Raw genomic sequence first — 19,331 nt, forward strand, 5'->3', positions numbered from 1 at the left:
GCCAGCAATCCACTTCGAAAAAATTTGGAGCGCGAAATTAAAACATTTAATTGGTGCTGCGCCGGGCCCTGCCAAGGCGCTATTGCTGCACTGCAGCGCGCTGTCAGGCGTCGCCGAACAGCTCGGTCGCGCCGCTGCCTTGCGGGTTGGCCAGGCCGAAATGCCGATAGGCGGCAGCCGTGGCCACGCGCCCGCGCGGCGTGCGCTGCAGATAACCTTGCTGGATCAGGTAGGGCTCGAGCACGTCCTCGATGGTGTCGCGCTCCTCACCGATGGCCGCGGCCAGGTTGTCAACGCCCACCGGGCCGCCGCCGAACTTGAGCAGCACGGCTTCGAGCAGCTTGCGGTCCATCAGGTCGAAGCCGACGCTGTCCACGTCCAGCATGGCCAGCGCTGCGTCGGCCATAGCGCGAGTGATGTTTCCGTCACCCTTGACCTCGGCGTAGTCGCGCACGCGGCGCAGCAGCCGGTTGGCGATACGGGGCGTGCCGCGCGCGCGCCGGGCGATCTCCAGCGCGCCCTGCGGGTCGATGCGGGCATGCAGCAGCTGCGCCGAGCGCGTGACGATGCGGGCCAGCTCATCGGCGGTATAAAACTCCAGCCGCGCCACGATGCCGAAGCGGTCGCGCAGCGGGTTGGTCAGCATGCCGGCACGCGTGGTGGCGCCCACCAGCGTGAACGGCTGCAGGTCGAGCTTGACTGAGCGCGCCGCCGGGCCTTCGCCGATCATGATGTCGATCTGGTAGTCCTCGAGCGCCGGGTACAGGATTTCCTCGACGACCGGCGAGAGCCGGTGGATCTCGTCGATGAACAGCACGTCGTTGGCTTCCAGGTTGGTCAGCAGCGCGGCCAGGTCGCCCGGGCGCTCCAGCACGGGGCCCGAGGTCTGGCGCAGGTTGACCCCCATCTCGCGCGCGATGATGTGGGCCAGCGTGGTCTTGCCCAGGCCCGGCGGGCCGAACAGCAGCACGTGGTCCAGCGCCTCGCGCCGGTTGCGCGCGGCGTGCATGAAGATATCGAGCTGCCCACGCACCTTTTCCTGGCCGACATATTCGTCCAGCAGCTTGGGCCGCAGCGCGCGCTCGAACGCCTCCTCCTGCGACGAGGCGGGGGTGGCGGCGATCACGCGGGCGGGGGCGGCAAGCTTGTCAGTTTCGATCATGATGGTCAGGGGCCCGGACAGCGGCAACAAGCCGCCATTCTACGCGCCTATGCAGCTCTCAACCCTTGGACAATGCCTTGAGCGCCAGCTTGATGCCTTCCGACACGCCGGTCCCCGCCGGCACCTGCTTGATCGCGGCGGCGGCTTCCTTCTCCGAGTAGCCCAGCGCCAGCAGCGCATTGAGCACGTCGACGGCGCTGTCCGGCACCGCCGGCGTGCCCGGCGCATGGCCCAGCTCCGCGCCCAGCTTGCCCTTGAGCTCCAGCAGCAGCCGCTCCGCGGTCTTCTTGCCGATGCCGGGAATGCGCGTGAGGCGGCCGGCTTCCTGCAGCGTGATGGCCTGCGCCAGCTCGGGGACCGACATGCCCGACAGCACCGCCAGCGCCATGCGCGCGCCGATGCCGGTGATCTTGATCAGCTCGCGAAAGGTGTTGCGTTCCGATGCGGTGCCGAAGCCGTACAGCAGGTGCGCGTCCTCGCGCACGATCAGCTGCGTCAGCAGCGTCACCGGCTGGCCCACCGCGGGCAGGTTGTAGAAGGTGCTCATCGGCACGTCCACCTCGTAGCCGACGCCGTGGCAATCGACCAGCAGGTGCGGGGGATTCTTCTCGATAAGGGTGCCGGCGATGCGTCCGATCATGGTGCGGAGGAGGGAATGGAAGGTGGGGTGTCAGGGAGGAGGCGGCCGCAAGTGTAGCCCAGCGGCCGCCCGGCCGGATCAGCGCGCCGGCGTATCCACCGCGCGGCGGCCCAGCGCCGGGTCGTCGGTGAAGAAGCCGTCGATGCCGGCCGCGATAAAGGCCTGCACCTCCCGCTCCATGCCGGACGGGCTGCGCGTGGCGTCGTCGCCGCCGGTCTGCAGCGCCTTGGGCAGGAAGCTGTTTTCCGGGCGGAAGGTGTAGGGATGGACGAACAGCCCGGCAGCATGCGCCTGGCGCACCACCGGCGTCGGCGCAGCCAGCGCGCCCTGCGCATCGCGTGGCACCACGCTGCTCTTCTCCGGGCCGATGCCGTCGGCGTAGGCTGCCACTTCGCGCAGGCCGGTCGTGCTCAGCATGTCGTCGAAGGTGCGCGGGTCGCCGGCAAGCTTCCAGTCCGCGGGGCCTTTGCGCGGGTTGCCGATGAGTTGCACCAGCTTCACGTTGGGCAGCCCGCGGCCCAGCGTGCGTCGCATCGCGCGCAGGCTGCCGCTCTCGAAGCACTGGATAAACACCGGCGCCTGGCGCAAGTAGGGCTGCGCGCGCAAGGCCGCTGCCAGCTTGTCTTCAAGTGGCAGGCCGATGCCGCGAAAATAGCTCGGATGCTTCAGTTCGGGATAGATGCCGATGGGTTTGCCGGTGCGCAGCGAGGCCTGCTCGGCCAGCCGCACGATCTCGTCGAAGGTCGGCACCTCGAACTGGTCGTTCAACCGCGCATTGGCCGGCCGCAGGCGCGGGATGCGCTCACGCGCGCGCAGTGTCTTGAGCTCGGCCAGCGTGAAGTCTTCGGTGAACCAGCCGCTCAGGCGCTCGCCGTCGATCACCTTGGTGCGCTTGCGCTCGGCGAACTGCGGCAGTTCGGCCACGTTGGTGGTGCCGGTGATGTCGTTCTCGTGGCGCGCCACCAGCACGCCGTCGCGTGTCATGACCAGGTCGGGCTCGATGGCGTCGGCGCCGTCCTCGATGGCCTTGGCGTAGGCGGCAAGCGTATGTTCCGGGCGCAGCGCGCTGGCGCCGCGGTGGGCGATCACCAGCGGCCTGGGAGGCTGGGTGGCGGCGGCCGCAGGCGGAGCGCTCGCGGCGGGTGCCGGCACCGGAGCCGCAGACACGGGCTTAGGGCGCGGCGCGGTGGCGCAGCCGGCGACCAGCACGGCGCAGGCCGCAGCGGCCGGGAACAGCCATCGCCGGAAGGCAAGAACAGGGAAGAGGCTGGCTGCGCGCCAACGCGGCGCGCTCAATCGGGACTGGCTAGGCATGCAGCGTTCCTGTGGTGAGACCAAGGCCCGATTGTAAAAGATGGGGGAGCGGGCACAGCAAGCGCCAGCCGCTGGCCGTGCTCAGCCGACCAGCCGCCCGCGCCGCACGCGCATGCCCTTGCGCACCAGGTCGGGCGCCAGGCCCGACAGCGTGCCCAGGGTATCGCTGCCGTTGGCATGGCAGATCGCCACGCCGAGCGCATCGGCCGCATCGCTGCCGGGCTGGCCGGGCAGCATCAGCAGCCGCGTCACCATTTCCTGCACCTGCGCCTTGTTGGCGCGGCCGTAGCCGACCACCGCCACCTTGAGTTGCAGCGCGGTGTACTCGAACACCGGCAAGCCGTAGCCCACCAGCCCGCAGATTGCCGCGCCGCGGGCCTGGCCGAGCAGCAGCGTGGACTGCGGGTTGACGTTGACGAAGACCTTCTCGATCGCCGCGCAGTCGGGTGCATAGGTGCGCGACACTTCGCTGATGCCGTCGTAGAGCGTCTTCAGCCGTTCCGGCAGGGTTGAATTGCCGTCGCTCGTGATCGTGCCCGAGGCCACGTAGGCAAGCTTGTTGCCGTGCTTCTCGATCACGCCGAAGCCGGTGGTGCGCAGGCCGGGGTCGATGCCTAGGATTCGCATGAACTGGGTAGGGTGGGATACCGTCGTTAGTGTATTGCCTTTTGCGCCGGCACCTAATGCAAAAAGCGGTTTCGCTTTCCCTTGCAGGAGAACGAAACCGCTTCGGGAGCCGGCGGTCTTGCCAGGCAAGACCGCAAGCCTGCCAGTGCTTAGTGGCGGAAGTGGCGCGTGCCGGTCACCACCATGGCGATGCCGCGCTCGTCGGCGGCGGCGATCACTTCGTCGTCGCGCATCGAGCCGCCCGGCTGGATCACGCAGGTCGCGCCCGCGTCGACCACCACGTCCAGGCCGTCACGGAACGGGAAGAACGCGTCAGAGGCCACGGCCGAGCCGGCCAGCGTCAGGCCGGCGTTCTGCGCCTTGATGCTGGCGATGCGGGCCGAATCCACGCGGCTCATCTGGCCGGCGCCAACGCCCAGCGTCATGCCGCCGCCGCAGAACACGATGGCGTTGGACTTGACGAACTTGGCCACGCGCCAGGCGAACATCAGGTCGTCCATTTCCTTCGGGGTCGGGTGGCGGCGCGTCACCACGCGCAGCTCGGACGGCTGCACGTTCCTGGCGTCCGGGCTCTGCACCAGCAGGCCGCCGCCGACACGCTTGAAGTCATACTGGTTGATGCCCTTGCCCAGCGGGATTTCCAGCAGGCGCACGTTCTGCTTGGCCGCGAATACGGCACGCGCGCCGGCGCTGAACGACGGGGCGATCAGCACTTCGACGAACTGCTTGGCCACGGCCTGAGCGGCGGCTTCGTCCAGCTCGACATTGAAGGCGATGATGCCGCCGAAGGCCGAGGTCGAATCGGTCTTGAAGGCCTTGTCATACGCTTCCAGTGCATTCGCGCCCAGCGCCACGCCGCACGGGTTGGCATGCTTGATGATGACGCAGGCGGCGCCGTTGGCGGCGTCGAACGATTTGACGCATTCCCAGGCCGCGTCGGCATCGGCGATGTTGTTGTACGACAGTTCCTTGCCCTGCAGCTGCACGTAGTTGGCCAGCGCGCCGTCCACGGCCTTCAGGTCGCGGTAGAACGCGGCGGACTGGTGCGGGTTCTCGCCGTAGCGCATTTCCTGCACCTTGTCGAAGGCCAGGTTCAGCGTCTGCGGGTAGGCGCTTCGGGCCTGGTGCGACTTGTCGGCACCCAGGCTGGTCAGGTAGTTGGTGATGGCGCCGTCGTACTGCGCGGTGTGCGCGAACACCTTGGTGGCCAGGCGGAAATTGGTGTCGTAGCCGACGCTGTTGGCGTTGGCGCGCATTTCATCGAGCACCACGGCGTAGTCGGCCGGGTCGACGATCACGGTCACGTCGCGATGGTTCTTGGCCGCCGAACGCAGCATGGTCGGGCCGCCGATGTCGATGTTCTCGATCGCGTCGGGCAGGGTGCAGTCATCCTTGGCCACGGTCTGCTGGAACGGGTACAGGTTCACCACCAGCAGGTCGATCGTCGGGATGTCGTGCTCGGCCAGCGCGGCCATGTGCTCGGGCAGGTCGCGGCGCGCCAGGATGCCGCCGTGCACCTTCGGGTGCAGCGTCTTGACGCGGCCGTCGAGCATTTCCGGGAAGCCGGTGTAGTCGGCCACCTCCGTCACGTGCAGGCCGCTGTCGGCCAGCAGCTTGGCGGTGCCGCCGGTGGAAAGCAGCGTGACGCCGAGCGCGTTCAGTTCGCGCGCGAAATCGACGATGCCGGTCTTGTCGGAAACGGAGAGTAGGGCTTGCTTGATCATGGCTGTGGGAGATGCTTCAAATTCAAAGTAAACCGTGCTGCTGCAGCTTTTTGCGCAGCGTATTGCGATTGATGCCCAGGTAGGCGGCCGCCAGCGACTGGTTGCGCTCGGCGCGCACCATCACGGCTTCCAGCAGCGGCCGTTCGACGGCCTCGAGCACCATGTTGTACATATTGGACGGCTCTTCGCCGTCCAGGTCGCGAAAGTACGTATCCAGGCTTTCCCGGATGCACTGGTCGATAGCGTTGCGGCTCATGCGGCAAGCAACTCCCCGTTTTTGTTGTTGTTCGCTTCGTCTTGGTCTTGTGCTGCGTCGTCCACGTACACCAGCCGGTCAGAGATCTGCGCCTGCTCGTCGAAGAACGCATTGACCGCCGCCAGTTGTTCGGCGGTGCTTTCCAGCGTGTTCATGCGGTGGCGGAACAGGTTGGCGCCGCGCAGCCCGCGCGTGTACCAGGCAATATGCTTGCGCGCGGTGCGCACGCCGGTGAATTCGCCATAGAAGTCGTAGTGGTCTTCCAGGTGCGCATTCATGATGGCGCGGATCTCGGCCACTTCCGGCGACGGCAGCATCTCGCCGGTCTTCAGGAAGTGCTCGATCTCACGGAACAGCCAAGGCCGGCCCTGCGCCGCGCGGCCGATCATGATCGCGTCCGCGCCGGTCAGCGCCAGTACTTGCTTTGCCTTCTGCGGCGTGGTGATGTCGCCGTTGGCGACCACCGGGATCGAGACCGCTGCCTTGACCGCGGCAATGGTCTCGTACTCGGCGTCGCCGTGGTACAGGTCGGCGCGGGTGCGGCCGTGGATGGTCAGCATGCTGATGCCCGCGTCCTCGACCATGTGCGCGATGCGCAGCGCATTGCGGTTCTCGCGGTTCCAGCCGGTGCGGATCTTCAGCGTGACCGGTACCCGGTCGCCCACGGCGCCGACCACGGCCTGGACGATGCGCACCACCAGCGGCTCGTTCTGCAGCAGGGCCGAGCCGGCGGCGACGTTGCACACCTTCTTGGCCGGGCAGCCCATGTTGATGTCGATGATCTGCGCGCCGCGGTCCACGTTGTAGCGCGCGGCCTCGGCCATCATCGACGGCTCGGCGCCGGCGATCTGCACGGCGATGGGCTCGACCTCGCCGGCATGGTTGGCGCGGCGCATGGTCTTCTCGCTCTTCCACAGCTGTGCGTTGGACGCCACCATTTCCGACACCGCATAGCCTGCGCCGAGCTGCTTGCACAGCTGGCGGAAGGGCCGGTCCGTCACGCCCGCCATCGGGGCGACAAACAGGTTGTTGCGGAGTTGGTGAGGTCCGATCTGCACGATTGGGCGGCGGTTCTGAGAGGCTGTCCCGGTGACCGTAGCGCCTTCGCGGCGCGGATGGCGCCAGGGAAGGGATCGGGACGGCCTGCTCTGAGACGGAAGACGAAACGGAAAAACATGCCCCTGCCGAAACTGCTGCCGGCGTTGGATCGGGACATGTGCGAGGGCAGGATTCTACCGCCAAACCGTCGCCATTGCCCAAGATTTGAGCATCCGGAGCGCATCCGGGCAGGGGCAGTGGCGCAAACGCCGCCACGCGCGTGCCGCTTGCGCCACTGCCTGAGGTCAGTGGCGCATTCCAAACATCATGTGGCGCGCCAGCGCATGCCGCAGCGGCGGCAGGCAGGCCAACGCGGCCAGCGACGCGCCCCGCGCGTGCGCGGCCAGCGGGTAGGCGATGCCGAACACGCGCGGCAGCAGGTCGGTCACGCCGATGGTGACGGCGCGGTCGAACCGGTGGCGGCTGGCGAAGGCTTGCAGCGCCTGCGGCGTGCAGGCGCTGCGCAGCGAATCGGCCAGCGCGAAGGCGTCGCGCAGGCCCAGGTTGAGCCCCTGGCCGGCCACCGGGTGCAGCGTTTGCGCGGCATTGCCGACCGCCGCCACGCGGCCGTTGACGGTCACCGGTGCGGCATTCAGGCCGAGCGGGAAGGCATGGCGCTTGCCGGCCAGCGTGAAATGGCCCATGCGGTCGCCAAAGGCCCGGCCCAGTTCCGCCGCGAACTCGGCTTCCGGCAACGCGATGCGCCGCGCGGCCTGGTCCGGCGGGCAGCACCACACCAGCGCATAGCCCGAAACGCCGTGCTCCTCGTGCGGCAGCAGCGCCAGCGGGCCTTCCTCGGTAAAGCGCTCCCAGGCCCAGCCCGGCTGCGGGCGCGAGCAGGTCACATGGGCGATCACCGCTGTCTGGCGGTAGTCGCGCGTGCGCGCGCCGCGGCCCTGGTGGGCGGCCTGCTGGTGGAACAGCCCGCCCTCGGCCTGCACCACCAGGCGTGCGGCCAGGTGCGCCACCTCGCCGTCGTGGCCGGTGCCGGCCAGCTGCACGGTGCCGGCATCGGGGTCGTCCGCGGCGCGCGGCGCGGGATCCTGTGCGATCTGGTCGATGCGGGTCTCGAACACGCGCTGCAGCCGGCCTTCGCCCGCCGCCTGCGCGGCATGGGCGAGCGCGCGCTCGAGTGCCTCGCACAAGTCGCCGTAGCGCACCACGTAGCCGAGCGCCGGCACGCCGTAGTCGTCATGGTGCAGCCGGACATGGCCGAAGCGGCCGCGCTGCGAGACATGGATGTGCTCGATCGGGCTGCCGGGCACCGGCCAGGCGCCGATCTGCTCCAGCAGCTGGCGGCTGCCATGCGACAGCGCGATCGCGCGCGGATCGCGCGCGGCGCGCGCCGGGGTGGCGGCATCGACCAGCGTCAGGCGCCAGCCGGTCGTGCGCAGCAGCTGGCAGGCCAGCGCCAGCCCGACCGGGCCGCCGCCGACGATGGCGATGTCGCGAAGGCCGTGGAATTCAGGTTGCGCGGCCGGCATCGTCGCTGCCTCCTGCATGACCCGCATCCGCCTCCGCTTGTGCTGCCGTATCGCGCTTCCAGCAGATCGCATCCGAGCGCGACTTGCCCGCCGCGGCGTCGCGCAGCGCGTTCTCGAGCTTCTGGTGGTTGAAACCCGGCAGTGCGCGCAGCTGCTCCAGCAGTGCTACATGGTTGGCGGCATTGAGCGGCGCCACGCAGCCCTGGCCCGAATCGGGCGTGCCGATCAGGATCAGCCAGGCCGTGCCGGCCCAGGGCGCGCGGTCGGACACCCGCACCACCACGCGCTCGAGCGCGTCCCAGGCGACTTCCTCGCGCTGGCCGTCGGGGCGGTGCACCACCACGCGGTCGTCGTACAGGTTGATGATGAAGGGTTCGGACGGATCGGGCCGGCGGGTGCTGCCAGCATTGCTGCCGCTGCGGGCCTGGCCCGGAAAGATCCTGCGCAGCCAGCCGATCATCGCAGACCTCCGGCAGCATTTGCGTTATCGCGCATCAGCGCCTCGATCTCGTCGGCCAGCACCGGCACGCCGCGCGTGATCAGCTCGCAGTCGCCGTCGGTGACCACGGCGTCGTCCTCGATGCGGATGCCGATATGCCAGTAGCGCTCGGGCACGTCCTCGGCCGGGCGCACATAGATGCCGGGCTCGATGGTCAGCACCATGCCCGGCTGCAGCGGCCGCCACGGGCGCTCGCCCTCGCCGCCGTGGCTGGCCACGCGGTATTCGCCCACGTCATGGACATCCATGCCAAGCCAGTGGCCGGTGCGGTGCATGTAGAAGCGGCGGTAGCTGCCGCTGGCCAGCACGTCGTCGAGCGTGCCTTCCTTGTTGCGGTCGAGCAGGCCGGTATCGAGCATGCCCTGCGCCAGCACGCGCACGGCGGCGTCATGCGGCACGTTGTAGGGCACGCCGGCGCGGGTCTCGGCAATGGCGGCGTCCTGCGCGGCCACCACCAGGTCGTACAGCTCTCGCTGCGCCGGCGAGAAGCGGCCCGAGACCGGGAAGGTGCGGGTGATGTCCGAGGCGTAGCCGTCGAACTCGCATCCGGCATCGATCAGGCAAAGGTCGCCGTCCCGCAGTTCGGCGGGGCCGGCGCGGTAGTGCAGCACGCAGGCGTTGGGGCCGGCCGCGACGATCGAGTTATAGGCCACGCTCTGCGCGCCATGGCGGCGGAATTCATAGAGCAGTTCTGCTTCCAGGTGGTATTCGCGCAGCCCGGCGCGGGTGGCCTGCATGGCGCGCACATGGGCCCCGGCGGAGATCTGCGCCGCGCGGCGCATGGTGGCCAGTTCGCCCGCATCCTTGAACAGGCGCATTTCATCGAGCACGGTGCGGATGTCGAGCGCAACCGACGGCGCGGCCACCCCGGCGCGGCCCTGCATGCGCACGGCGTCCAGCCAGCGTCGCATCTGCACGTCGGTGCGGGTCGAGTCGGCCAGCGGGTAAGCAATCTGCGCGCGGTTGGCCAGCAGCGGCGGCAGCGCGGCATCGATCTCTTCGACCGAATGCGCTTCGTCAAAGCCAAAGGCGGCGCGCGCGCCTTCCGGGCCGAAACGGAAACCGTCCCAGATTTCGCGCTCTTCATGCTTGGGGCGGCAGAACAGGATGCTGCGGTCGGCATCGGCGGGGTCGCCCGGCGCGCCGGCCACCAGCACCAGCACGGCATCAGGCTCGGTAAAGCCGCTCAGATAATAGAAATAGCTGTCGTGCCGGTACGGGTAGTCGCTGTCGCGGTTGCGCATGGCTTCCGGCGCCGTGGGCAGGATCGCCACGCCGCCGCCACCGGCGCGCAGGTGCTGCAGCACACGGGCGCGGCGGTCGCGGCAGGCGGCGAGGAGGGCGTTGTCGGGTGAGGACATGGTAGGGCCTGGGATGAGGAGGATCAGGGCGATTCTACCGCCGCTGGCGCCTTGCTGGCCGCGGGATCTTCCGGGCAGCCTGCCCAGTCAGTCGACTTAGCGCCCGTGCGCCGCCACAGGCGCTGCTGCCGCAAGCGCCGCATCCAGCTCGGCCAGCTGCGCCGGCGTGCCCACGTTCTCCCAGCGTCCGTCGAAGCGTTCGCCGGTAGCAGCGCCAGCCTCGATGGCCTCCCAGTAGTAGGGTGTCATCGGCATTTTGGTGCCAGGTTCGATGGCGGTGAAGAGGCGCGTGTCGTACAGGCCGATATTGCCGAATGTCAGCCGTTCGCCACCGTTGGCCAGTGTCCCGTCGAGCGTCAGCAGGCCGTTCGGTTCCAAGGTGAAGTCGCCATTCGGGTGAAAATCCGGGTTGGGCACCATCACCAGGTGCATGCGCGGGGCGGGCGCGCCGGCCATGTCGTGCGCGCGAGGCAGCAGCCTGCGGAAGTCGTAGTCGCAGAAAATGTCGCCCGACACGGCCAGGAAGATCTCGCCGCGCTCCGGGTGCGCGGACAGCAGCGGCAGGGCCTGTGCTATGCCGCCGGCGGTTTCCAGCGCAGTGCCCTCGGCAGAATAGGCCAGCCGCACGCCGAAACGGCTGCCGTCTCCCAGCGCGGCTTCGATCTGTGCGCCCAGCCAGGCATGGTTGATGACGATGTCGCGCAGGCCGGCACGCGCCAGCGCCTCGATCTTCCAGACGATCAGTGGCTTGCCGCCCACCGCCAGCAGCGGCTTGGGGCAGGTATCGGTCAACGGACGCATGCGGTCGCCGCGGCCGGCGGCGAAGATCATGGCCTTCATCAGAACAGAGCCTCCAGGGCAAGCAGCGCGGCCATGCCACCGGCGATGGTCCAGCCCACGCTGCGGGTTCGAGCGGCGATCAGGATGGCCACCACGCCGGCCACCAGCCGCGCGTTGGCGGGGGTGAGGGCAAGCTCGCCATGCTGCATCAGCAGGTCAGGGGCGATCAGCGCCGACAGCATCGCTGCCGGCACGAACTGCAGCGCGGTGCGGAACCACGACGGCAGCCGCACGCGGCCTTCCACGGCGATGAACGACAGGCGGATCAGGAAGGTCGCCAGGCCCGCGGCAAGGAAGACCCACAGCAGGGTCATCGCACTCATGCGGCCCCCTTGCCGGCCGGTCCGCCTGACGTGGCATCGGCGCCACGGCTGGCCGGGCGTGGCCCGGGTCGGTTGCCGCGGCCCAGCACCAGCATGCCCACGGCAATGCCGCCGAGCGCCGCCACCATCAGACCGAGCTTGTGCGGCAGGCTGTAGCAGGCCACCGCCAGCACGCTGGCGGCCAGCGCCGCGGCCACGTGCGAGCGGTGCTTCAGGCCCGGCACGATGATGCCGATGAAGGTCAGCGGCAGGAAGAAATCGAGCGGCCAGTCGCGCGGCACCTGGGCGCCGACCAGCACGCCGGCCAGCGTCGACAGCTGCCAGCTGGCCCACAGGGCGAAGCCGCCGCCGAAGTAGTACCAGTGGCGGTAGCGGGCGCGCGGGCCGCTGTCGCCAAGCCGGTGCGTCATCGCGGCAAAGGCTTCGTCGGTCAGCAGGTAGGCGATTAGCGCCTTCCAGCGCCGCGGCAGGTGCGCGAGCGTGGGCGCGATGGTGGCGGAATACAGCGCGTGGCGCAGGTTGACCATGGCCACCGTCAGCGTGATCACCACTGCCGGGGTGCCGGCGGTCCACAACTGGGTCAGGATCATCTGCGAGGCGCCGCCGAACACGACCACGCTCATCGCGCAGGCCAGCCACGCCGGCATGCCGGCGCCGACGGCCAGCACGCCATAGATCAGGCCGAACGGCACCACGCCCAGCAGCATCGGCGCGAGCGCGCGCGCGCCGGCCAGCCATTCGCCGGCGGCGGTGATGGCGGGCGCGTGGTGGTCGGGCAGAACCGGCTCGTTGTCGGGCACGGCGTCAGAACGTGTAGCCGGCGGGGCTGGCCACGCCTTCGAGCGCGTCCAGCAGCCGGATCAGCTTGCGCAGTTCGGTGTAGCGGCCGGCCACCTGGCGGGTGTACTTCATCACCAGCGGCAGGTTGGCCAGGTAGCCGTCCTTGCCGTCGCGGTGGTACAGGCGGGCGAAGATGCCCAGCACCTTAAGGTGGCGCTGCAGGCCCATCCACTCAAAATCGCGATAGAACTCGCCAAAGTCGGCATTGACCGGCAGCCCGGCCTTGCGCGCGCGCTCCCAGTAGCGGATCAGCCAGTCCAGCTGCTGCTCCTCGTCCCATTCGATATAGGCGTCGCGCCACAGCGAGACCGCGTCGTAGGTGATCGGGCCGATCACCGCGTCCTGGAAGTCGAGCACGCCCGGGTTGGCGCCGCCGTCGAGCACCATCAGGTTGCGCGAGTGGAAATCGCGGTGCACGTAGACCTGCGGCTGCGCAAGATTATTGACGAGTAGCGTTTCAGTCACTTCGCGCAGGTCAGCCTGCTGGGCGTCGGTCAGGCTGGCTCCCAGGTGCTTGGCCACATACCACTGCGGGAACAGGTCGAGCTCGCGCTGCAGCAGCGCGCGGTCGTAGGCCGGCAGCTCGCCGGGGCGGGTGGCGGCCTGGATGCGGATCAGCGCGGCGGCCGCGTCGGCGTACATGCCGTGGGCGGTGGAATCATCGAGCCGCGACAGGTAGGTCTGGTTGCCGAGGTCGGCCAGCAGCAGGAAGCCCTGCTCCAGGTCCTGCGCCAGCACGGTCGGCACGGTCACGCCGGCCGCGCCGAACAGCCCGCACACATGGATGAACGGGCGGCAGTCCTCATGCGCCGGCGGGGCGTCCATCACGATGGCGGTGGGATGCGCCGGATGGCCGGTGCTGACGCGGAAATAGCGCCGGAAGCTGGCGTCGGCCGAGGCGGGGGCGCAGGAATCGGGATCGGCGGACCATGCCGGGCCGAGTCCGGATACCCAGGCCTTGAGCTGGTCCAGGCGCGGGTCGTGGGAGAGAGCTGCCATACAGATACGTGTGGGGAACGGGCGCAGAGTGGAAATGAAACCGAAAGTAAGCGGGAAGGGGACCCTAGGTTGCCCCGTATAATACCCGACCAGACCCGGGCGCCGGGTGGCCCCCGGGAGGGGCCATTCGGTGCCCCGCAGCCTGCTCCGGCAGGGGCTGGCGGCTTGCAGGCGGGCCGCAGCCGACGCCGAGACTGACAACCCGTGCGAATGACCGAACAACAACGATCACCGAACAACAGGGCCTTGCCTTCGCCTGCCCCAACCAGCGTTCCTGCCCGAGCCAGGCGCGCCGGCGGCCTGCACGCGGGCGCGCTGCGGCCGCTGGTGCTGGCCATGGCCAGCCTGTCGGCCGGCGCACACGCCCAGATGTCCGGTTCGGCGATCCCCGATCTCGACCAGGTCGAGCCGGTGTTCGAAGCCGCGCCGAAAGCGCCGCCGCTTCCGGTGGAGTCCGGCGAACTGGTGCCGCGGCTTGCCGAACCCGGCAAACAGTCAGACGCCGGCCCCGGCGGCCCGACCTTTATCGAGGCCGACCGCATGACCGGCTACAGCGAGCGTGGCGTCGAGCTGGAAGGCCATGCCGAGCTGCGCCGTGACGGCGGTGCGATCAAGGGCGACAAGCTGACCTACGACCAGGACACCGACGAAGCCTTCGCGCAGGGCAATGTACGGATGTCGCGCAGCGGCACGCTGGCGGTCGGCCCCGAGGCGCGGATGAAAGTCGAGGCCAACGAAGGTTACATGCTGTCGCCGGACTATTATTTCCAGCAGACCGGCGGCACGGGCAAGGCCGAGCGCATCGACTTCCTGGACAAGGATCGGAGCACCGCCAGGCACGCGTCGTACACCACCTGCTCGCCCGACAACGCCGACTGGTACTTCAGCGCGAACCGGATCGACCTGGACAACGACCGCCAGGTGGGCGTGGCCTACGGCGGCGTGCTGAACTTCTTCGGCGTGCCGATCGCGGCGGCGCCGGCTTTCAGCTTTCCGCTGAACGACGAACGCCGCAGCGGGTTCCTGGCGCCGCTGATGGGCTACAGCTCGCGTTCGGGCTTCGACCTGACCACGCCGTACTACGTCAACATTGCGCCGAACCGCGACCTGACCATCTATCCGCGTCTGATGACAGAGCGCGGCCTGCAGCTCGGCGGTGAGTACCGTTACCTTGGACAGGGCTACAACGGGCGCCTGCGCGCCGAGTTTCTGCCCGACGACAAGAAAACCAATTCAGACCGCTGGGCCTACTCGTTCCAGCACAACCAGAACCTGGCCAAGGGTCTCAACGCCTACCTGAATCTGAACCGGGTGTCGGACGATCAGTATCCGGACGACTTCAACCGCAGCGTGGCGCAATCTACGCTGCGCCAGTACGCGCAGGAAGGCGGCGTTACCTACAACTGGCAGGATTTCACGGTGCTGGCGCGGGTGCAGAAGTTCCAGACGCTGCGCCCTAGCGAGCCGTCGTACGAGCGCGTGCCGCAGCTCAACGGCAAGTACATCCGCTATGACCTGGGCGGCTTCGACGTGCAGGTGGAAGCGGACTACACGCGCTTCCGCATTCCGCTGACGTCCACCGGCCTCCAGCAGCCGCAGGGCGAGCGCATGTTTATCCAGCCGAGCATCAGCTACCCGATCGTGCGGGCGGGCTGGTACGTGACGCCGAAGGTCACCTTCAACGCGACGCAGTACCAGATGGAGGCGGCCTCGAGTACGCCTACGGCGCAGAATAACTTCTCGCGCGTGCTGCCGACCATGAGCCTGGATTCGGGCATGACGTTCGAGCGCGAGGCACCGACGGTCAGCCGCCTGTTTGGCGTGAATTATGTGCAGACGCTCGAGCCGCGGCTGTTCTATGTGTACACCCCGTTCCGCGACCAGAGCCAGTTCCCGCTGTTCGACACGGTGCAGTCCGACTTCGGCTACGGGCAGATCTTCAGCGAGAACCCGTTCACCGGCTACGACCGCATTGCCGACAACAACAAGCTGACCGGCGGCCTGACCACGCGCCTGATCGAAGCCGACACCGGCATCGAGCGCTTCCGCGGCACCATCGCGCAGCGCTACGACTTCACCGGCCAGCGCGTGCAGATCAACAGCACGCTGGCGGATCCCAAGGCGGGTTTCTCGGACCTGCTGGCGGCCACCACCATCCAGATGTTCCGCGGCTATTACCTGGACGCTGGCGTGCAGTACAACCCGGACAGCGACCGGATCAACTACGGCAACGTGGCGCTCTCTTACCGGCCCGAGTCGCGCAAGGTGATTAACGCAGGCTATCGCTACCGCCGCCCGACCTCGGTGACCGACAACACCGCGATCGACCAGTTCGAGGTGTCGAGCCAGTGGCCGATCACGCGCCGTGCCTATGGCATCGCACGCTTTGCCTTCGACCTGACCGCGAGCCAGATGGTCGACGCGCTGGCCGGTGTCGAGTACGCCGCCGACTGCTGGGTTGGCCGCGTGGTCTACCAGCGCTTCCGCAACACCACGAATGGCTACACCGGGCGGGTCTTCCTGCAGGTGGAGTTCCGTGGCCTTTCCAAGATCGGTTCCAACCCGTTGAACATCCTGCGCCTGAACGTACCGGGCTATGAGCCCGTATCGGCCAAGCCGGTGCCGACGACCCAGTTCGATCACTATGAATGACGGATTACGATGAAACGTCAAGAATTCGCCGTGTTTTCCTTTCTCCTGACGTCCTGGCACCGCTTGCTGCTGCCGGCCGTGCTGGCCGCCATGGCGGTGCCGGCTGCCGCGCAGCTCAAGGCGCCCGGGACGGCGCCGCGCTCCAGCGGCATCTTCGTGCCGCAGGCGTCTGACGTCGCGGCGCCTTCGAGCCAGCCCAAGCTGGGCGTGCCGCCGGCCGGGGGCCAGAAGCGTTCGCAACTGGTCGACGAAGTGGTCGCGGTCGTCAACAACAGCGTGATCACGCGGCGTGAGCTGCTCGACCGTGCCGACGAAATCGAAGGCCAGCTGCGTACCGCCGGCCGCCCGGTGCCCGCGCGCGCCGACCTGTTGGGCGAGGTGCTCGAGCGCCTGGTCATGGAGCGCGTGCAGGCCCAGGCCGCACAGGATGCCGGCATCCGCGTGACCGACCAGGAAATCGACCGCGCCATTGAATCGGTGGCGCAGCAGAACCGGCTGAACGCGACCGAGCTGCGTCGCCGCGTCGAGGCCAGCGGCATGACCTGGACCAAGTACCGCGAGGAGCTGCGCAAGCAGGTGCAGGTGATCCGCCTGCGCGAGCGCGAGGTCGACTCCAAGGTGCAGGTCTACGACGGCGAGATCGACAACTACCTGGCGGCCCGCGGCGGCCAGGGCGCCGCCCGCGGCCCGACCGAATACAACGTGGCGCAGATCCTCGTGCGCGTGCCCGAGAATGCCTCGGACGCACAGAAGCAGGCGCAGCGCGCCAAGGCCGAAGGGCTGCTCAAGCAGGCCCAGGGCGGCGCCGACTTCGCGCAGCTGGCGCAGGCCAATTCCGAGGGCGCCGAGGCGGCCCAGGGCGGTGCCATGGGCTTCCGCGAGATCGGCCGCCTGCCGGTACAGTTCGCCAACGCCGTGGTCGACCTGCAGGCTGGCGCAGTGGCGCCGCAGGTGGTGGAAAGTGCTGCGGGCTTCCATGTGGTCAAGCTGGTGGCCAAGCGCGCGGCGCCGGCATCGAGTCCGGCCGCCGCCTCGAAGATCACCCAGACCCAGGTGCGCCACATCCTGATCCGCACCGGCCCCAACATGCCCGAGGCCGAGGCGCGCCGCCAGCTCGGCACGCTGCGCGACCGCATCACCCACGGCGGCGATTTTGCGGACGCGGCCAAGCGCTTCTCGCAGGACGGCTCGGCGCAGAACGGCGGCGACCTCGGCTGGGTGTCGCCGGGCGAGCTAGTGCCCGAGTTCGAGCAGGCCATGAGCCGCCTGCGCCCGAACGAGATCTCGGAGCCGGTGGTCACGCAGTTCGGCGTGCACCTGATCCAGGTGCTCAACCGGCGCGAGACCGAGATGTCGCCCGAGAAGCAGCGCGACTTCGCCCGTGCCGAAGTCCGCGAACAGAAGCTGCGAGCAGCCTATGATGACTGGGTGCGCCAGCTGCGTTCGCAGGCGTATGTGGAGTACCGGATCAACCGGCAGCGCTGAAGCGCCGGCCCCGATCCGCTGACCTGACATGCCCGACCCGCTAGCCCTAGCCATCTCGACCGGAGAACCCGCCGGCATCGGTCCCGATATCACCATCGGGGCGTTGCTGCAGCTGGCGGGCGCCAACAATGGCGTCGGTGGCGGGCAATACCGCTTTCATGTGCTGGGCGATGCCCGCCTGCTGGCCGATCGCGCCGCGGCGCTGGGCGCCACGCACGCCTGGGAGCGACGCATTGCCGACGGCGACGTGGTCGTCGAGGACATCCCGCTGGCGGTCGCGTGCGAGGCCGGGCGGCTCGATGCGCGCAACGGCCCCTATGTGCTGAAGCTGCTCGATGCCGCCATCCGCGGCTGCCGCGCGCGCGGCAGGGCCGCGCCCCGGTATGCCGCAATGATCACGGCGCCGGTGCAGAAGAGCACCATCAACGACGCCGGCGTGCCTTTCACCGGCCATACCGAATACCTGGCCGACAGCGCCCGCGTGCCGCGCGTGGTGATGATGCTGGCCGGCCCGCAGCCCGCGCACGACGGGGCCATGCTGCGCGTGGCGCTGGCCACCACCCACCTGCCGCTGCGCGCGGTGCCCGATGCGCTGTCCGTGCCGCTGCTGGTGCAGACGCTGTCGATCATCGATGCCGACCTGCGCCGCTACTTCGGCATCTCGCGGCCGCGCATCCTGGTCACGGGCCTGAACCCGCACGCCGGCGAAAGCGGCCATATGGGCCGCGAAGAGATCGACATCATCATGCCCGCGCTGGCGCAGGCAAAAGATGCCGGCATCGACGCGCGCGGGCCCTTTCCGGCCGACACGCTGTTCCAGCCGCGCCACCTGCGCGATGCCGACTGCGTGCTGGCGATGTACCATGACCAGGGGCTGGCGCCACTGAAATACGGCACCTTCGGCCACGGCGTGAATATCACGCTGGGGCTGCCCTTTATCCGCACCTCGGTGGACCATGGCACCGCGCTCGACCTTGCCGGCACCGGCCAGGCCGAACACGGCAGCATGATCGAGGCCATCCGCAGTGCGGTCATCATGGCCGGCCACGCCAATGGCCGGCGCCCTGGCAGCAACGGTGCCACGGGCAGCCATCCTGGCCACACCCATTCCGGCCCGCAGCCGCCATGCTGAAGCTGGACGAATAACCCATGCGTTCAAACGTGCACCAGGGCCATGTGGCCCGCAAACGATTCGGGCAGAACTTCCTGGTCGACGACACCATCATCCACGGCATCGTCAATGCCATCAGCCCGCAGGCCGACGACGTGCTGGTCGAGATCGGTCCCGGCCTGGGCGCGCTGACCACCCCGCTGCTCGAACGGATCCCGCAGATGCAGGTGGTGGAACTCGACCGCGACCTGGTCGAGCGCCTGCGCCGCCGCTACGGCGAGCGTCTGCAGGTCCACGCCGGCGACGCGCTGGACTTCGACTTCGGCAAGCTGGAGGTGCCGGGGCGGCCGCTGCGCATCGTCGGCAACCTGCCGTACAACATTTCCAGCCCGCTGCTGTTCCACCTGATGGACTTCGCCGACCAGGTGCGCGACCAGCACTTCATGCTGCAGAAGGAAGTGGTGGAGCGCATGGTGGCCGAGCCCGGCAGCAAGGCCTTCGGCCGGCTGTCGATCATGCTGCAGGTCCGCTACTACATGGAGCATGTGCTCGACGTGCCGCCGGGCAGCTTCAACCCGCCGCCCAAGGTCGATTCCGCCGTGGTGCGTATGATCCCCTGGCCGCGCCACCTCGATGGCCGGCTGCGTTCGCCGCATGCCGATTGCGACATCACCGTGCTGGGCGACGTGGTCACCGCGGCGTTCTCGCAGCGGCGCAAGGTGCTGCGCAACACGCTCTCGTTCCTGCGCGACCAGGTCGACTTCGATGCGATGGGCTTCGACCTTGGCCGCCGCGCCGAGGAAGTGCCCGTTGGCGAGTATGTCGAACTGGCCCGGCGCCTGGGTGGTACGCCATCCGGCCAGGCCGGACAGGCCGCCTGAGGTCCGCGCAACCCGATTCCCGAATCCCGAATTTC

Annotated in this window: 18 protein-coding genes; 4 read left to right on the top strand and 14 right to left on the bottom strand. The window is 68.7% G+C overall.

What is annotated here, in order from left to right; genetic code table 11:
* Positions 1-103: 103 nt before the first annotated feature.
* From ruvB to AC3WL8_RS09375, 14 genes are all read right to left on the bottom strand, one after another.
* Complete coding sequence (gene ruvB / locus AC3WL8_RS09310; protein WP_013955579.1) at positions 104-1,162, bottom strand: Holliday junction branch migration DNA helicase RuvB; 1,059 nt, start codon at positions 1,160-1,162, stop codon at positions 104-106.
* A 58-nt stretch (positions 1,163-1,220) separates the two neighbouring features.
* Entirely contained in the window at positions 1,221-1,802 is a 582-nt protein-coding gene (ruvA, locus tag AC3WL8_RS09315; RefSeq protein ID WP_013955580.1) for a Holliday junction branch migration protein RuvA, read from the bottom strand.
* A gap of 78 nt (positions 1,803-1,880) precedes the next feature.
* On the bottom strand, positions 1,881-3,116 hold the full coding sequence (locus AC3WL8_RS09320; protein WP_153953242.1) for a glycerophosphodiester phosphodiesterase: 1,236 nt from the start codon (positions 3,114-3,116) through the stop codon (positions 1,881-1,883).
* A gap of 81 nt (positions 3,117-3,197) precedes the next feature.
* Complete coding sequence (gene ruvC / locus AC3WL8_RS09325; RefSeq protein WP_013955582.1) at positions 3,198-3,743, bottom strand: crossover junction endodeoxyribonuclease RuvC; 546 nt, start codon at positions 3,741-3,743, stop codon at positions 3,198-3,200.
* Between the two features lie 149 nt (positions 3,744-3,892).
* Positions 3,893-5,467 (bottom strand): bifunctional phosphoribosylaminoimidazolecarboxamide formyltransferase/IMP cyclohydrolase, encoded by a 1,575-nt coding sequence (gene purH / locus AC3WL8_RS09330; RefSeq protein ID WP_492378176.1) that lies wholly within the window; start codon positions 5,465-5,467, stop codon positions 3,893-3,895.
* Positions 5,468-5,489: 22 nt separating this feature from the next.
* Entirely contained in the window at positions 5,490-5,723 is a 234-nt protein-coding gene (locus AC3WL8_RS09335) for a Fis family transcriptional regulator (RefSeq protein WP_010813887.1), read from the bottom strand.
* The gene (gene dusB / locus AC3WL8_RS09340; protein WP_013955584.1) at positions 5,720-6,781 is read right to left on the bottom strand and encodes a tRNA dihydrouridine synthase DusB; all 1,062 of its coding nucleotides are present in this window, start codon (positions 6,779-6,781) and stop codon (positions 5,720-5,722) included. The genes AC3WL8_RS09335 and dusB overlap by 4 nt, the downstream gene beginning before the upstream one ends.
* Positions 6,782-7,066: 285 nt before the next feature.
* A complete protein-coding gene (locus AC3WL8_RS09345; RefSeq protein ID WP_492378185.1) occupies positions 7,067-8,305 on the bottom strand; it encodes a UbiH/UbiF/VisC/COQ6 family ubiquinone biosynthesis hydroxylase in 1,239 nt (412 codons plus the stop codon).
* Positions 8,286-8,765, bottom strand: a complete 480-nt coding sequence (locus AC3WL8_RS09350) for a hypothetical protein (protein ID WP_492378177.1) — start codon at positions 8,763-8,765, stop codon at positions 8,286-8,288. Before AC3WL8_RS09350 ends, AC3WL8_RS09345 begins: the two co-directional genes overlap by 20 nt.
* Positions 8,762-10,165, bottom strand: coding sequence for an aminopeptidase P N-terminal domain-containing protein (locus AC3WL8_RS09355; RefSeq protein ID WP_492378178.1), 1,404 nt, complete (start codon positions 10,163-10,165; stop codon positions 8,762-8,764). Before AC3WL8_RS09355 ends, AC3WL8_RS09350 begins: the two co-directional genes overlap by 4 nt.
* 96 nt (positions 10,166-10,261) lie before the next feature.
* On the bottom strand, positions 10,262-11,005 hold the full coding sequence (gene murU, locus AC3WL8_RS09360; RefSeq protein WP_013955588.1) for an N-acetylmuramate alpha-1-phosphate uridylyltransferase MurU: 744 nt from the start codon (positions 11,003-11,005) through the stop codon (positions 10,262-10,264).
* A complete protein-coding gene (locus tag AC3WL8_RS09365; protein ID WP_010813881.1) occupies positions 11,005-11,328 on the bottom strand; it encodes an AzlD domain-containing protein in 324 nt (107 codons plus the stop codon). The genes murU and AC3WL8_RS09365 overlap by 1 nt, the downstream gene beginning before the upstream one ends.
* The gene (locus AC3WL8_RS09370; protein ID WP_211980721.1) at positions 11,325-12,128 is read right to left on the bottom strand and encodes an AzlC family ABC transporter permease; all 804 of its coding nucleotides are present in this window, start codon (positions 12,126-12,128) and stop codon (positions 11,325-11,327) included. The genes AC3WL8_RS09365 and AC3WL8_RS09370 overlap by 4 nt, the downstream gene beginning before the upstream one ends.
* Before the next feature lie 4 nt (positions 12,129-12,132).
* Positions 12,133-13,167, bottom strand: coding sequence for an aminoglycoside phosphotransferase family protein (locus AC3WL8_RS09375; RefSeq protein WP_211980722.1), 1,035 nt, complete (start codon positions 13,165-13,167; stop codon positions 12,133-12,135).
* Between the two features lie 210 nt (positions 13,168-13,377).
* On the opposite strand from AC3WL8_RS09375, the gene AC3WL8_RS09380 reads away from it, so the two are divergent.
* From AC3WL8_RS09380 to rsmA, 4 genes are read left to right on the top strand one after another with little or no spacing between them, the layout of a single operon-like run.
* Entirely contained in the window at positions 13,378-15,819 is a 2,442-nt protein-coding gene (locus tag AC3WL8_RS09380; protein WP_492378179.1) for an LPS-assembly protein LptD, read from the top strand.
* A gap of 9 nt (positions 15,820-15,828) precedes the next feature.
* Positions 15,829-17,304, top strand: coding sequence for a peptidylprolyl isomerase (locus AC3WL8_RS09385; protein WP_492378180.1), 1,476 nt, complete (start codon positions 15,829-15,831; stop codon positions 17,302-17,304).
* A gap of 28 nt (positions 17,305-17,332) precedes the next feature.
* Positions 17,333-18,436, top strand: a complete 1,104-nt coding sequence (pdxA, locus tag AC3WL8_RS09390) for a 4-hydroxythreonine-4-phosphate dehydrogenase PdxA (protein WP_013955593.1) — start codon at positions 17,333-17,335, stop codon at positions 18,434-18,436.
* Positions 18,437-18,453: 17 nt separating this feature from the next.
* Positions 18,454-19,296 carry a 16S rRNA (adenine(1518)-N(6)/adenine(1519)-N(6))-dimethyltransferase RsmA gene (rsmA, locus tag AC3WL8_RS09395; RefSeq protein ID WP_035824601.1) on the top strand — a complete coding sequence of 281 codons (843 nt, stop codon included), beginning with the start codon at positions 18,454-18,456 and terminating at the stop codon, positions 19,294-19,296.
* Positions 19,297-19,331: the final 35 nt, after the last annotated feature.

The organism is Cupriavidus sp. FW305-F7 (assembly GCF_058782875.1).